This is a genomic window from Enterobacter sp. DSM 30060 (assembly GCF_013375955.1).
GTDB lineage: Bacteria > Pseudomonadota > Gammaproteobacteria > Enterobacterales > Enterobacteriaceae > Enterobacter > Enterobacter intestinihominis.
The window spans coordinates 3,412,585-3,425,423 of sequence record NZ_CP056118.1; the positions used below are offsets into that span (position 1 = coordinate 3,412,585).

13 protein-coding genes are annotated in these 12,839 nt (G+C 54.0%); 4 read left to right on the top strand and 9 right to left on the bottom strand.

All coding sequences use genetic code 11. From position 1 onward, the window contains the following. Positions 1-24 precede the first annotated feature (24 nt). Positions 25-543: a bifunctional 3-hydroxydecanoyl-ACP dehydratase/trans-2-decenoyl-ACP isomerase gene (gene fabA, locus HWQ15_RS16120; RefSeq protein WP_000227926.1), complete on the bottom strand. Its 519-nt coding sequence runs from the start codon at positions 541-543 to the stop codon at positions 25-27. Positions 544-611: 68 nt separating this feature from the next. Continuing rightward, entirely contained in the window at positions 612-2,372 is a 1,761-nt protein-coding gene (locus tag HWQ15_RS16125; protein ID WP_063149028.1) for a Lon protease family protein, read from the bottom strand. 186 nt (positions 2,373-2,558) lie between these two features. Between HWQ15_RS16125 and matP the strand changes: the two genes are divergently transcribed. Further along, the gene (gene matP, locus HWQ15_RS16130; protein ID WP_006809347.1) at positions 2,559-3,011 is read left to right on the top strand and encodes a macrodomain Ter protein MatP; all 453 of its coding nucleotides are present in this window, start codon (positions 2,559-2,561) and stop codon (positions 3,009-3,011) included. Positions 3,012-3,076: 65 nt separating this feature from the next. On the opposite strand, the gene ompA is transcribed toward matP, so the two are convergent. Together ompA and sulA are read right to left on the bottom strand one after the other, a co-directional pair. Beyond that, positions 3,077-4,129, bottom strand: coding sequence for a porin OmpA (ompA, locus tag HWQ15_RS16135; RefSeq protein WP_017694761.1), 1,053 nt, complete (start codon positions 4,127-4,129; stop codon positions 3,077-3,079). A 356-nt stretch (positions 4,130-4,485) separates the two neighbouring features. Next, positions 4,486-4,995: an SOS-induced cell division inhibitor SulA gene (sulA, locus tag HWQ15_RS16140; RefSeq protein WP_032610196.1), complete on the bottom strand. Its 510-nt coding sequence runs from the start codon at positions 4,993-4,995 to the stop codon at positions 4,486-4,488. A gap of 217 nt (positions 4,996-5,212) precedes the next feature. Between sulA and HWQ15_RS16145 the strand changes: the two genes are divergently transcribed. Further along, positions 5,213-5,839, top strand: a complete 627-nt coding sequence (locus HWQ15_RS16145) for a TfoX/Sxy family DNA transformation protein (RefSeq protein WP_023299743.1) — start codon at positions 5,213-5,215, stop codon at positions 5,837-5,839. Here HWQ15_RS16145 and yccS read toward each other — a convergent pair. Both yccS and HWQ15_RS16155 read right to left on the bottom strand, forming a co-directional pair. Next, positions 5,796-7,958, bottom strand: a complete 2,163-nt coding sequence (yccS, locus tag HWQ15_RS16150; RefSeq protein WP_023299744.1) for a YccS family putative transporter — start codon at positions 7,956-7,958, stop codon at positions 5,796-5,798. The two genes, HWQ15_RS16145 and yccS, sit on opposite strands and share 44 nt — an antisense overlap. 18 nt (positions 7,959-7,976) lie before the next feature. After that, positions 7,977-8,423: a YccF domain-containing protein gene (locus HWQ15_RS16155; RefSeq protein WP_023299745.1), complete on the bottom strand. Its 447-nt coding sequence runs from the start codon at positions 8,421-8,423 to the stop codon at positions 7,977-7,979. 122 nt (positions 8,424-8,545) lie between these two features. Here HWQ15_RS16155 and helD point away from each other — a divergent pair, with 122 nt between their 5' ends. Next, a complete protein-coding gene (gene helD, locus HWQ15_RS16160; RefSeq protein WP_063149027.1) occupies positions 8,546-10,600 on the top strand; it encodes a DNA helicase IV in 2,055 nt (684 codons plus the stop codon). Between the two features lie 53 nt (positions 10,601-10,653). Here the strand turns inward: helD and mgsA are convergent, their stop codons facing one another. Both mgsA and HWQ15_RS16170 read right to left on the bottom strand, forming a co-directional pair. Next, the gene (gene mgsA, locus HWQ15_RS16165; RefSeq protein WP_003858146.1) at positions 10,654-11,112 is read right to left on the bottom strand and encodes a methylglyoxal synthase; all 459 of its coding nucleotides are present in this window, start codon (positions 11,110-11,112) and stop codon (positions 10,654-10,656) included. Positions 11,113-11,192: 80 nt separating this feature from the next. After that, positions 11,193-11,855, bottom strand: a complete 663-nt coding sequence (locus HWQ15_RS16170) for a DUF2057 family protein (RefSeq protein WP_023305822.1) — start codon at positions 11,853-11,855, stop codon at positions 11,193-11,195. A gap of 171 nt (positions 11,856-12,026) precedes the next feature. On the opposite strand from HWQ15_RS16170, the gene HWQ15_RS16175 reads away from it, so the two are divergent. Continuing rightward, the gene (locus tag HWQ15_RS16175; protein WP_006809337.1) at positions 12,027-12,440 is read left to right on the top strand and encodes a CoA-binding protein; all 414 of its coding nucleotides are present in this window, start codon (positions 12,027-12,029) and stop codon (positions 12,438-12,440) included. A gap of 32 nt (positions 12,441-12,472) precedes the next feature. Here the strand turns inward: HWQ15_RS16175 and hspQ are convergent, their stop codons facing one another. Then, complete coding sequence (gene hspQ, locus HWQ15_RS16180) at positions 12,473-12,790, bottom strand: heat shock protein HspQ (protein WP_003858136.1); 318 nt, start codon at positions 12,788-12,790, stop codon at positions 12,473-12,475. Between the last annotated feature and the right edge of the window lie 49 nt (positions 12,791-12,839).

Here is a 12,839-nt window from a genome sequence, read left to right on the forward strand (position 1 = left end):
TCTGGAAGGGGCTAAAAGCCGTTATCAGAAAGCGGAGGTATCCTGGAACAGACCCACTTTCAGGTCGTTCGCGGTATAGATCAGACGACCATCAACCAGCACTTCACCGTCCGCCAGGCCCATAATCAGACGGCGGTTAACGATGCGTTTGAAATGGATACGGTAGGTGACTTTCTTCGCGGTAGGCAGAACCTGACCGGTGAATTTCACTTCGCCTACGCCCAGCGCACGGCCTTTGCCTTCACCGCCAAGCCAGCCCAGATAGAAGCCAACCAGCTGCCACATAGCATCGAGGCCCAGGCAGCCAGGCATTACCGGATCGCCAATAAAGTGGCAACCGAAGAACCACAGGTCCGGGTTGATATCGAGTTCTGCTTCTACGTAACCCTTATCAAAGTTGCCGCCGGTTTCGGTCATTTTCACGACACGGTCCATCATCAGCATATTTGGGGCTGGTAACTGCGGGCCTTTCGCGCCAAACAGTTCACCGCGACCAGAGGCAAGAAGGTCTTCTTTAGTATAGGATTCGCGTTTATCTACCATGTTCTCAGTAAGCCTTATTTTAGTGAAGGACGCAGGATAGCTAACACGTGTACGCTGAACAAGTCCGATCAGTTCGCACTAAACCAACTTAACCAGCGTAACGGCCATGGATAACGATGACGAGCATCCTGCTGTGTCGCCTGAGCTATACGTTCCTGAATGGTCTGCATCAGGGTTGTCTGGCCTTCGCCGTCCCAGACCAGGTTTGTCAGTAAGGGTAGTGCATCCTCAACCCCTTCGATGGCCCAGACGGTGAATTGTTCCTGCTCTACCGCATCCAGAATCACCTGGCTCAGGCTCAAATGGCGAGCATTAGGTGCCGGAATTATCACGCCCTGTTTGCCGTTTAAACCGCGCTGCTGGCAGATTGCGAAGAAGCCTTCGATTTTCTCATTCAGTCCGCCCACCGGTTGGGCACGGCCAAACTGATCCACGGACCCGGTAATGGCAATATTCTGGTTAATCGGCACGTCTGCAAGCGCGCTGATCACGGCGCACAGCTCTGCCATTGAGGCGCTGTCGCCGTCGACTTCACTGTAGGACTGCTCAAAGGTCAACGAGGCAGAGAAGGGGATCTGCTGCTCGAGCTGAAGTTCAGACATCAGGAATGCCTGCATGATCATCATGCCTTTGGCATGAATGTTTCCGCCCAGTTCGGCCTTGCGTTCGATATCGGTAAATTCGCCGTCACCAATGTGTACGACACAGCTGATACGGGAAGGCTCACCAAAGGCGCGCGGGTGCCCGGGGAACTCGATGACGGACAAGGCATTGATTTGCCCGATACGTTCGCCTTCGGTCTCCACCAGAATCTGTTCAAGCAGAATTTCATCCTGCATACGGTCAGCAAGATAGCCTTCGCGCCATTCACGCTGGGCCAGCATCTGGCTCAGTTGCTCACCGTTGAACGTACCGTTGCCGCTGATAACGCCCACTTCACGCAGCTGTTTGCCGATCCAGAGCGGACAGAGCGGCAGGGTTTCCTGATCGCCGGTGTAGCGTACGGCCTCTCGGATTAAGCCCGGCCACGCATCCTCGGCAGGTGAGGGCAGCGCGAAACGTTCCGCCACGGCCATAACCCACTGACACCACTGCGCCATGTCATCGGCATCTGCAATCTGAATATTGTCTTCAAATTCGCTGTAAACCGCCTGCTCCGCGAGTTCTGGCTCCATTTCCTGGAAGTCAGCCAGGGATTCACGGTCACCCGTCAGCACGACGGTCAGCGACAGCGGCATAGACGGAATGGAAACAGGCAGAGGACGTGACTCGTCGAAGCCTACCCAGTCAAAACGTTGCTGCGTCACCACCGTTTTCAGGCGCATCCACAGCAGCGGCTGCGCAAGCAGTGTGCGAAGGGAGATGAGCAATACGCCGCCATTCGCGCGGTGTACCAGCCCGGGTTGCAGTGAAACATCGCCATTGAACTGACGAAGGCAGCCGAACAACTGTTCTGCTTCCACCCAGTTGGCGGTGATCACCTCGCCTTTTGCAGCGAACAGTCCATCTGCCTGCGTGGCAGGTTCGAATGTCACGTCGCGACCGGCAATATGATACTGACCACCAAAAACGGTATTCGTTTTTGGCTGCAACTGGCGCATGGCATCACCGAGAAGCGTCAGATACTCGGCTTCTTCCGGGGCTTTGAGCAGCATGAAAGGAGATGTAGCCCATGGGGATGACATCTGCTCCAGCGCGTAATGCAAACGCGGTTGTGTCTCGCTAAGTATGAATTTGTGTTCTTTTGTGAGGTCTGGCTGTGCAAACAGCTCCTGATAGCTCTCGGTATCCGGAACCAGGTCACGCCATGCAAGTTTCGTAATGGTCAAAGTTGATGTTTTTTAGTCAGAAGTAAAACCGTGGAGTATACCGTAAGCGGCGCACTCTGCCCAATCAGGATTCGGGTTTTCATCATGCGGATCGCCTGCGACGTTTCACAGGATATGATTTCTTTTCAGCAGATTGCCAAAAAACTGATATTCTGAACAGAGTTACACGGTAACACTGAGATCGCAATGAAATATCAACAACTGGAAAACCTCGAAAGCGGCTGGAAATGGAAGTACCTGGTCAAAAAGCACCGTGAAGGGGAGCTGATCACCTGCTACATCGAAGCCAGCGCGGCACAAGAAGCTGTGGATATGTTGCTGACCCTCGAAAACGAACCGGTACAGGTCAACGGCTGGATCGAGAAACACATTAATCCGGCCTTGTTAAACCGGATGAAGCAAACTATCCGAGCTCGTCGTAAACGGCATTTCAATGCCGAGCATCAGCACACCCGTAAGAAATCCATCGACCTGGAGTTCATGGTCTGGCAGCGTCTGGCCGGGCTTGCGCAACGGCGCGGGAAAACCCTGTCGGAAACGGTGGTGCAGCTGATTGAAGATGCCGAGCACAAAGAGAAGTATGCCAGCCAGATGTCGACGTTGAAAAACGATCTACAGGCACTGTTAGGTAAAAAATAAGCTTTTTACTTTTCTTCAGATAATAAAAAACCCCGCATGGCGGGGTTTTTTTATAAGACGATAACTTATGCCGCAGGCTGAGTTACAACGTCTTTGATACCTTTAACTTCGATCTCTACGCGACGATCTGGTGCCAGGCAGTCGATCAGTGCAGCGCGTGGTTTCACGTTGTCACAGGTAGAACCGGTAACTGGGTTAGATTCGCCCATACCACGTGGGGAGATCTTGTTAGCTGGGATACCTTTAGATACCAGGTAATCAACTACAGACTGAGCACGTTTCTCAGACAGACCCTGGTTGTAAGCGTCAGAACCGATACGGTCGGTGAAGCCCAGAACCACTACAGAACCGTCTTTAGGATCCAGGTTGCTCAGCTGGGTGTACAGCTGATCCAGTGCCTGCTGACCTTCTGGTTTCAGGGTAGCTTTGTTGAAGTTGAACAGAACGTCAGACTTCAGAGTGAAGTGCTTGGTCTGTACTTCTGGCGCTGGAGCCGGAGCTGGAGCTACGACTGGCGCATCTTCCTGCTGACCGAAACGGTAAGAAACACCAACGCTCAGCATGCCGTTGTCTGGACGAACACCAACGGTAGCACCGTCACCGATGTTGTTAACCCACTGGTATTCCAGACGGGTAGCGATGTCACGGGTCATTGCCCACTCAACGCCACCAGCGAATACTGGGGAAACACCAGTGTCGTGGTCGTCACCAGCGATGCTGTTGCTGGAGTCTGCACGCCATACCATGCCGCCCAGACGGGTGTACACGTCCAGATCGTCAGTTACTGGGTAACCCAGTTTAGCGGTCAGCTGTACGCCTTGAGCTTTGAAAGCGCCATTTACGTTGTCGCCTTTGTAAGGCATACGACCTAACCAGTCGTAACCCATTTCAAAGCCAACATACGGGTTAACCTGATAGCCACCGAACGCACCTGCACCCAGCTGGCTCTCGTGAGTAGGGCCATCGTTGTTCAGGCTGCTGTTGTACCAACCGGTGTCATGGAACTGAGACCAGCCCAGTTTACCACCTGCATACCAGGTATTATCTTTCGGAGCGGCCTGCGCTACGGTAGCGAAGCCAGCCAGTGCCACTGCAATCGCGATAGCTGTCTTTTTCATTTTTTGCGCCTCGTTATCATCCAAAATTTGCCATGAATATCTCCATCGGAGGAATCACGGTTAAATCCTTCACCGGGGGGCGTGGTCAAATATAAACCTACCGATATCTTCGGCTTAGGCCGAGCACCCCTGGCGATGTAAAGTCTACAACGTAGCTGAAAACTTACAAGTGTGAAGTCCGTCAGGCATATGAAAAAAAAAGTTCCGTATACCTAATATTTAACAATTTTTGAACGAATTTTGTGCAGTAAAATTAACGAGAACCGCGTCAGACAAGCCTTGCCGCAGTTTTGGCGCGTTGAACTTTTTTTGCATACTGCGGTCGAAAAAAATTCCAGGAAAACTCTTAAAATGACTCAATGGTACACATTTGAGTGAATTTTTAGCCCGGGATGTTGTCCTCTGCGATAGGAATCTCCACGAACTGGCCGCATGATGAAACCCATCGCGTTACCTTCTTCAGCCGCTTCAGTCAGACGCAAATGTTCCTCTTGCGACAGATCCTCAGGCAACCACCCAATCACGACGCTATAGTTCCCGGTACGTAATGCCCGGACCATCGACTCGACCGTATCGCAAGGGGAGAGTTGATTAATCTGCATCACCTTCGCTAACGGCAGGCCAGCCGACTGAACCCATTCGCGACTTAATTTTTGCTGTGGCGTCAGCCAGAGCTGCCAGCGAGACTGTTGCCCGAGCTGCTGCAAAAGCGGCAGGAGTAAGAGTTGTGTCAACAGCGGCTGGTCTTCACGGTAAACCACTTCACTGATAAGCCCTGTCGATTCACGCCCGATAGAATTCTGCGCAGCATTGCCTGCGGCAGAAGTAGAAGGTGTTAAGTGATTTGCATAGCCTGAAGTGTACATATTCATTCCAGCCCTGTAGTTACTGTATGGATATACAGTAACCCCTGTATGCATAAAGATCAACCTCATTTTCGGAAAGCGACTCGCAAATTTCATCCATTCCTGGTGAACCTGAAAAAATCATCTTGCCCAACGGCAATAAGTTGCCTATTTTCCTGCTAACGGATCCGTTAGTAAGAAATATCGTGGTTACTGTATGATTTTTAATGGAATTATCATGAAAAAGATATCTTATGATCGGATTTATCAATCTCAAGAATACCTCTCTCCGCTGGGCGAAATTCATCATCGCGCCCTGTTTGGCGGTTATACCCTGGCCGTGGATGAAGCGGTGTTCGCGATGGTGTCTGACGGTGAGCTTTACCTTCGCGCCTGTGAGCAAAGTGCAAAATACTGTGTAAAAAACGCCTCTTCTTTTCTGACCCTGATGAAACGAGGACGTCCTGTGCTGCTTAATTACTACCGTGTGGATGAAGGTCTGTGGCAAAACAGGGAAAAACTGCTTCAGCTCTCCTCGTTTGCGCTCGATGCCGCCAGGAAAGAGCGCTACCAGCGCCATCAGCGTAACCGGCTTAAAGATCTGCCGAACCTGACCTTTCAGATTGAGGTCCTGCTTATGGAGGCGGGCATTACTAATGAAGAGACGCTACGACAGTTGGGGGCGAAGACGAGCTGGCTGAAAATGCGCTCTAAGAATAAAGCGCTGAGTATCCGGGTATTGTTCGCGCTTGAAGGCGCGATTGAAGGGTTACATGAAGCGGCACTCCCGGCGGATATTCGCCGGGAGCTTACGGAGTGGTTTAATGCGCTGCCTGAGTCGCAGGGCCATCATTCCGCCAGGTAGCGATCTGCTGTCGCAGCCGACAAATTTCCGGCAGCAAAGCGATAAGCAGGCCAATTTGCTGAAGGACCAGCGGAGCTTTGTTGTCGGTGCCTGGATCAAGGTGTGCGATACGTTGCACCAGTTCATCCAGTGCCTGGTGAACCCGTGGCTCATCCGCAGGTTGATGATGAAGCGCATCATCAACGTAGCAAACGGCATCGTCCAGCAGTGCCAGGATGCCCGGATTCGTCAGTTTCTCTCGGTGGGCGCCAAGGGTAGAGATATAGCTGGTGAACGTGTGGTTCAGACACAGCAGGCGGAAGGCTGTCTCCCGGATTTCTGCCGTGGCGCGCGGCTCAGTTGACATATTCGAGACAACGGAAGCCAGCTCTGCGTCAGTGTTATGCGCATCGCGACGGGCAATCCGATAGGCCAGACGGTTATCGCGACCTTGATGGTACTGCTCAAGAATAGCGTCCAGATAGCGGCAGTTGGCGTTCATTGCTCTGTCGGACACGCGCGGTAAATTTCGGAAACGCCAGTCCGGCCAGATAAAGCTCACCGCCGCCCAGGCGATGGCGCAGCCGATAAGCGTGTCGATCACACGGGGGAGGGCCACTTCAAAGCCTTCACCCAGCAGATTGAAGCAGAGCAGAACCAGCAGCGTGATGAACATCGTGGCGTGGGCATACTGCACATTGCGGAAGGCGAAGAACAGTACCCCGGTAATCACAATTAGGATCAGTTGCCCTTCTACTGAAGGCACAAAATAGAGCACCGGCAGCCCGATGGCGACCCCGACTAACGTCCCGACAATACGCAGCGCGAGTCGATGGCGGGTAGCGTTATAGTTCGGCTGGCAGACGAACAGGCTGGTCAGCAGGATCCAGTAGCCGTGGTGCAATCCTGTTATCTGGATAAACGCGTAGCCAACGCACAGTACCAACGACATCCTTACCGCATGGCGAAAGAGGGCGGATTCCGGCGTAAAATGCCGGCTCAGGCGCAGCCATATATCGCTGAAACCGTTGAGACTGTCGTCGGCAAGCTGGTTGTCAGCGTCATTGCCCGGCATCGCCATCGCCTGTTCAGACTCAATGGTGGCGAGCTGAGCATCGATGGCTCTCAGGTTGTTGAGCAGGAATCCCAGGGCTTTGAACTGTTCCGGCGAAGTTCCACTGGCCTGAACGCGATCGAGCGCCGCATCCAGGTGGCTGAATGCGCGTTCAAAGCGAGGATCGTGCTGATAGGGCGTGCGCAGCAGTATTGAGCGCGCAAGTTGCTGGCAGGCTTGAGACTGCATCGACAGCAGACGCTGGAAACGGAACATCACGTCGCTGTAGCGGAATTTCTCGCGCAGGTCAGCGTATTGCACATGCGAGGAGCTGGCGCGCTCGTGAATATCCTGGGCAACAAAGTAGTAGTGCAGGGTGCGCCGGGTACCGCGCTGACCGCGATCGCCGCGCAGACGGGTGAGCAGAGACGCTTTGGTCTGATTCAGCGTGGCGACCAGTTGGCCATTTGCCAGCGCCAGATCGTACAGGGGCGCCTGGCTGTCCTCTTCGATATCCGGATCAAACAGCCGGGATTTCAGCTCCAGATAGTGGGCCAGCTGTTCGTAACTGCGGGCAATGTTGTCCTGTAAGGCACGAACCGGAAAAATAAGATGCCCGGTTAAGGTCAGCAGGTTATACCAGATAGCGCCCAATAGCAGCAGGACCGGTTGCTGATACCACTGATCGTAAAGAGAGACGCCCAGCATGGTGTAAATGGCAATCAGCAGGGCGCCAAACGCGATAGTGGCGTAGCGTTGCCCGAGGCCGCCGAGCAAAATGAAGCCGCTGGTGGACACCGTCAGCCCTAAGGCAAACAGCCAGGGCCACGGGAAAAGCAGCTCAACGGAGGCGGAAGCAATAAAGAAGCAGACCAGCGTGATGACCAGATTACGCAAACGACCGGCCAGGCGGTCGTCGAGATCCGCCAGCGCGCCGGCCACCACCCCAAGCGTGAGGGGGATGGTGAGCTTCACATCATTCAGCCACCACGGCAGAGCGACGGTGCCGCAGAGGGCGATAAATATCCTGACGTTATACAGCCAGTTACTGTTCCATGTATAGCGACGAAGCAGGGGGCTTAGCATGAGAGCGGCCAGTCCTTATTACTGAAAACGACGACGGGCATTGGCTTCACGCGCGGCTTGCGCCACTTCGACCGGAACAACTCGGCGTCCTACCGGCCACAGGGCGATGGTGGCAATTTTGAAATTAGCGAGGCCAACCGGAATGCCAATAATCGTAATGCACTGGGCGATACCGGCGAAGATATGCATCAGACACAGCCACCAGCCAAAGAAGATTAGCCATAAAATATTCAGCAGCGTGCCGCCGGTATTCATCAGGGCATTTTTTCTTTCCGGCTCCAGTTCATCCACGTGTATCGCTTCATTTCCATAAGGAACGAGGGACAGTTTGGTGATTTCCCAGCAGGAGCGCGTCAGCGGAAGGGTGAAGATAAGCACGATGCTCACCAGGGTGGCAAAAAGCCAGGAAAGGGTGGTGGCAAAACCGCCAAGGACAAAATTCAACACATTCAGAACGGTACGCATAAACCCTCATTTCCTTCGATATGATTAACGCCCGGTGATTGTAACGTTTTTTTGGGCTGGAGCACCTTAAAACTGGCAGTTAAACTGTCTGACAAATTATGACCTCGTGGATCCGGCAGGATATGGAACTGAAAGCAACTTCAATGGGCAAACGCCTGGCGCAGCACCCTTACGACAAGGTTGTGCTTCTTAATGCGGGAGTGAAAGTCTCCGGTGAACGCCACGAATACCTTATTCCGTTTAATCAGCTACTGGCCATTCACTGTAAACGAGGGCTGGTATGGGGGGAGCTGGAGTTCGTTCTGCCGGCAGAGAAAGTGGTGCGACTCCACGGGACCGAGTGGGCGGAAACCCAACGCTTCTACCATCATCTGAACATGCGCTGGCACCAGTGGAGCCAGGAGATGAGCGTGATTGCCGCACAGGTGCTGCATCAGGTGCTGGACGATATCGCGCTAAGCAATACGCAGCAGAAGTGGCTGACGCGCCAGCAAACCGCCGGGCTTCAGCAAAAAATCACCCAGGCGCTGACGGCATTGCCTTTACCGGTGGCGCGGCTTGAGGAATTTGATAACTGTCGCGATGCGTGGCGGAAGTGTCAGGCCTGGCTTAGCGATATCGAGAAAAGCCGTCTGGCGCATAACCAGGCCTGGACTGAGGCGATGCTTACGCAATATGCCGATTTCTTCAGTACGGTGGAATCATCGCCCCTCAATCTTGCCCAGGCGCGTGCAGTGGTGAATGGCGAGCACTCTTTACTGGTGCTGGCAGGCGCAGGGAGCGGCAAAACGTCGGTGCTGGTGGCGCGCGCGGGCTGGCTTCTGACAACGGGCGAGGCAGTTGCCGACCAGATTTTGCTGCTGGCTTTTGGTCGCAAGGCGGCGCAGGAGATGGATGAGCGCATTCAGGCGCGTTTGCATACCCAGGATATCTCGGCGCGCACGTTCCACTCCCTCGCTTTACACATTATTCAACAGGGCAGCAAAAAAGTCCCTGTTGTCAGCAAGCTGGAGAATGATGCTCAGGCTCGCCAGGCGCTGTTTATCAAGGTATGGCGTCAGCAGTGCAGTGAAAAAAAGGCGCAGGCGAAAGGTTGGCGTCAGTGGCTTGAAGAGGAACTCAACTGGGAGGTGCCGGAGGGCAGTTTCTGGCAGGATGAAAAGCTGGCGCGGCGGCTGGGCTCTCGTCTCGACCGGTGGGTAAGCCTGATGCGCATGCACGGCGGCTCTCAGGCGGAGATGATAGAAAGCGCACCGGAGTCGATCCGCGCCGTGTTTTCTAAGCGGGTTAAACTGATGGCGCCGATGCTGAAAGCGTGGAAAACCGCGCTGAAAGACGAAAACGCGGTCGATTTTTCCGGGCTAATCCATCAGGCCATTATCATTCTGGAGAAAGGGCGCTTCGTCAGCCCGTGGAAACACATTCTGGTGGATGAGTTTCAGGATATTTCGCCGCAGCGCGCTGCGCTGCTTTCGGCGCTGCGGGCGCAGAATAAACACACGTCGCTGTTTGCCGTGGGCGATGACTGGCAGGCTATCTACCGCTTCAGCGGGGCGCAACTTTCCCTCACGACGGCCTTCCATCACTATTTTGGGGAAGGCGATCGCAGCGATCTGGACACCACCTACCGCTTCAACTCGCGGATTGGTGAAATTGCCAACCGTTTTATTCAGCAGAACCCGCATCAGCTGTCGAAGCCGCTTAACAGCCTGACTTCGGGGGATAAAAAGGCCGTCACGCTGCTGGCGGACGATCAGCTGGAACCGCTGCTGGATAAACTGAGCGGCTATGCGAAACCGGATGAACGGATTCTGGTCCTGGCGCGTTATCACCACCTCAAGCCGACGGCGCTGGAAAAAGCGGCGACGCGCTGGCCAAAACTACAGCTCGATTTTATGACCATTCACGCCAGTAAAGGGCAGCAGGCCGACTACGTAATTGTGGTGGGGCTGAAAGAGGGGAGTGACGGATTCCCGGCACCGGCGCGGGAATCCGTGATGGAAGAGGCGTTATTACCTGTTCCGGAAGATTTCCCGGATGCAGAGGAGCGGCGCTTACTGTACGTGGCGATAACCCGCGCGCGCCATCGCGTGTGGCTCTTGTTCAACAAAGAGGAGCCGTCGGTGTTTGTCGATATTTTGAAAAGTATTGACGTGCCGGTGGCGAGAAAGCCGTAACGCGCCGGGCAAATTCTGTAGGCCCGGTAAGCGCAGCGCCACCGGGCAAAAAACTACTTCAGTCTCTCCGCAAGATAACGCTGATAATCCGGGATCAAAATCTCCACTGGATCGTTAAACTGCGGCGATTCAATGATGAAATCTGCCGTTGAAAGATTGGTGGCTACCGGAATGTTCCATACCGTCGCCAGACGCAGCAGCGCTTTAACGTCCGGATCATGCGGAACCGCGTTCAGCGGATCCCAGAAGAATATCAGAACGTCAATTTTACCTTCCGAAATCTGAGCGCCGACCTGCTGGTCACCCCCCATCGGGCCGCTCAGCATGGCATTCACTTCCAGACCGGTTTCGCGGTGGATCAGGTTGCCGGTTGTTCCCGTGGCAGAAAGGGCATGATGCTGTAAAAGAGGCTGATGGCGACGAACCCAGTTAAGCAGCATTTGTTTACAGTGATCGTGCGCAACCAGAGCAATGTGCTTGCGCGCCGGAAGTGTGCGTGTTGTCAGTTCCATAATCTTATCCGTGAGGTTACCTCGCTACACGATGACGGGAACTGACTGATGCTGCAAGAGAAAGGACGAAAAAATGTGGCTTACGACGAAGGTTGTCGTTTCGCCCATTGCAGAAAACGGGCGCGCGTGTCCGGATCGGCATTCTGGAACCAGAATTTGAGGCGTTGCTCAGTAAGGGTCTGCGACTGAGGAGGGAGTACATCCAGCTCCGATACGCCCGAAAGCAGGGTACTGTCATCCGCCATCATGGTGGCGAACTGGGGCAGGGAGGCGCGCCTGCTGGCTCTGTTATAGATCTCCGTGTCCGCTTCGTAATCTGTTCCTTTTGGCCTTTTTGTCAGCGCCAGGATATCCAGCTTTACCGGGATGGGCATAGAATCCCCGTCCACCAGCTCAATGCGCGGTGAGGCATCAAATGCCAGTGACTCTTTTTCTGTCTCAAGGTGCGGGAGACGAAAATTGACCTGGCTGATGCGTTGGGTATTAAAGCTGACCACCAGCGGAGGCGAAATGTACACCTGCTGTTCGTTGTCGGCGAGGCGAATCGTCTTTTCAACCCGAAAAACCACCTGATGCGGGCCATTATCCAGCTCGATGCTGTCTGCGCCCCGCAGCAGGGAGCTGGAGACTTTTTTTCCGTCCAGCACCAGCAGGTCAATGTCGGTTGAGAGTCTGAGGGTGGTTGCGAAAACACAAACCGGCATGATTAATGCAACCACAGCCCAGGCAATGCCGGTTTTCATAGCAGACTCCTGTAGACAAACTACCTGGTAAGAATGTATCAAAATTTTTCGATAAACACGTTTACTAACATATAGACATATTTTGCCGTTTTGCCCTCATACTTCTGTATGGGATGCGTGGTTGAGATGTCCGCTTTGACGTACACTTTGAGAAAAACCAGGAGGAACAGCATGAAAGAGAACGACATTGTCGAGATTCTGACGTCCACGCGCACTATCGCGCTGGTCGGCGCCAGCGATAAACCGGATCGCCCAAGCTATCGGGTCATGAAATACCTTCTGGACCAGGGATATCACGTGATCCCGGTCTCGCCGAAGGTGGCGGGGAAAACGCTGCTGGGTCAGCAGGGCTATGCGACGCTCGCGGACGTGCCGGAAAAGGTGGATATGGTGGACGTTTTCCGTAATTCAGAGGCGGCCTGGGGCGTGGCGCAGGAAGCGATCGCCATTGGCGCGAAAACGCTGTGGATGCAGCTGGGCGTGATTAATGAGCAGGCGGCCGTGCTGGCACGCGATGCCGGGCTGAAGGTGGTGATGGATCGCTGTCCGGCAATCGACATCCCCCGTCTGGGGCTGGCAAAATAAAAAAAGCCCGCTTGACGGGCTTTTTTACACCTTTAGTTACGCAGTCTTGGCGCCTGTAACTGTTTGCGGATGGTCTGAGCAAGCTCGTCCATAGTGGGTTGTTCCGGATGCTCATCCTGTAGTTCACCACTCAGCTGCGCTTCGGCAAGATAGGTATGGACAGGCTGACCATCGTCGCCCTCCATAACCACATGATACCAGGGCGCGGCGCGAAGCTCTGCGTCAACGGCCAGATCGTCTGCTGACGGTTCATCAAGGGAATACTCCGGGTCGATATCCACGACCACACCCAAATATCCAAGCAAGGTGTGGCGGACCTGCTGGCCGATACCGAATTTGCTGGCAATCATAGTCACCTCCCGGGAAACATTACATACACACTATGTGCGGGCAATATTT

Excerpts from the sequence above, each read along its gene's own strand:
- fabA (WP_000227926.1), bottom strand. The coding sequence starts at position 543 with ATGGTAGATAAACGCGAATCCTATACTAAAGAAGACCTTCTTGCCTCT.
- matP (WP_006809347.1), top strand. The coding sequence starts at position 2,559 with ATGAAATATCAACAACTGGAAAACCTCGAAAGCGGCTGGAAATGGAAG.
- ompA (WP_017694761.1), bottom strand. The coding sequence starts at position 4,129 with ATGAAAAAGACAGCTATCGCGATTGCAGTGGCACTGGCTGGCTTCGCT.
- sulA (WP_032610196.1), bottom strand. The coding sequence starts at position 4,995 with ATGTACACTTCAGGCTATGCAAATCACTTAACACCTTCTACTTCTGCC.
- HWQ15_RS16145 (WP_023299743.1), top strand. The coding sequence starts at position 5,213 with ATGAAAAAGATATCTTATGATCGGATTTATCAATCTCAAGAATACCTC.
- yccS (WP_023299744.1), bottom strand. The coding sequence starts at position 7,958 with ATGCTAAGCCCCCTGCTTCGTCGCTATACATGGAACAGTAACTGGCTG.
- HWQ15_RS16155 (WP_023299745.1), bottom strand. The coding sequence starts at position 8,423 with ATGCGTACCGTTCTGAATGTGTTGAATTTTGTCCTTGGCGGTTTTGCC.
- helD (WP_063149027.1), top strand. The coding sequence starts at position 8,546 with ATGGAACTGAAAGCAACTTCAATGGGCAAACGCCTGGCGCAGCACCCT.
- mgsA (WP_003858146.1), bottom strand. The coding sequence starts at position 11,112 with ATGGAACTGACAACACGCACACTTCCGGCGCGCAAGCACATTGCTCTG.
- HWQ15_RS16170 (WP_023305822.1), bottom strand. The coding sequence starts at position 11,855 with ATGAAAACCGGCATTGCCTGGGCTGTGGTTGCATTAATCATGCCGGTT.
- HWQ15_RS16175 (WP_006809337.1), top strand. The coding sequence starts at position 12,027 with ATGAAAGAGAACGACATTGTCGAGATTCTGACGTCCACGCGCACTATC.
- hspQ (WP_003858136.1), bottom strand. The coding sequence starts at position 12,790 with ATGATTGCCAGCAAATTCGGTATCGGCCAGCAGGTCCGCCACACCTTG.